The 693-nt window shown below is 77.6% G+C and carries 1 protein-coding gene; it reads right to left on the reverse strand.

Annotated features, from left to right (window positions below):
- Positions 1-693 (reverse strand): FUSC family protein (locus tag ABD378_RS38255; protein WP_344528980.1); only part of this gene is annotated, 693 nt, incomplete at both ends.

Genomic DNA, 693 nt, shown 5'->3' on the forward strand with positions numbered 1-693 from the left:
GGCGGGCCCGCCCTCTCCGACGGGCCCACCCTCGCCGGCGCCGCTCAGGACGTGGCGCAGATAGGCGTGCGCGGACTCACGGGCGGCCGAGAGCCGGTCCTGTACGCGGCCGCCGCGCTGCACCGGCCACGGCAGATGCCCGACGAGCAGGACGATCCCGCAGGCGAGCAGCGTCTCGCCGATCCGCCCCCAGGAGGCCTGCGGCTCCCCGCCCACCATGACGAGCGCCAGGACGAGCACGGTGACCACGGCGGTCTGGGCGGCGAAGTGCCGGGTGGCGACGGGGATCAGCGCGCCGCACACGGCGACGACGGCGACGAGCCCGGCGGGCCGCGGCAGCAGGGCGGCGAGCCCCGCGAAGAGAAGGGCGCCGAGAACCGTACCGAGGGCCCGGCACAGGACGCGCGACGCCAGCGGCCCGAGGTCGGGCTTGACCAGGAAGACGGCGGTGGCGGGCAGCCAGTACCAGTGCGGGTGGTGCACGGCCTGCGCGACGGCCGCGCTCGCCCCGAAGCAGAGCGCGACCCGCACGCCGTACTCACGCCCGCCGGGACCGGCCACCGTGCGCAGTACGTCGACGGGCCCCCGCCGTCGCCCGTGCGGTGGCCTGGTCGTGCTGCCGCTGTCGAAGGCTTCGGCGGCGTGCAACAGCGCGTCGTCGAGGGCGCGGAGCCCGGCGCCGGAGCGGGCGGG

Origin of the sequence: Streptomyces rectiviolaceus, from assembly GCF_039533825.1 — a bacterium.
Classification (GTDB): Bacteria; Actinomycetota; Actinomycetes; order Streptomycetales; family Streptomycetaceae; genus Streptomyces; species Streptomyces rectiviolaceus.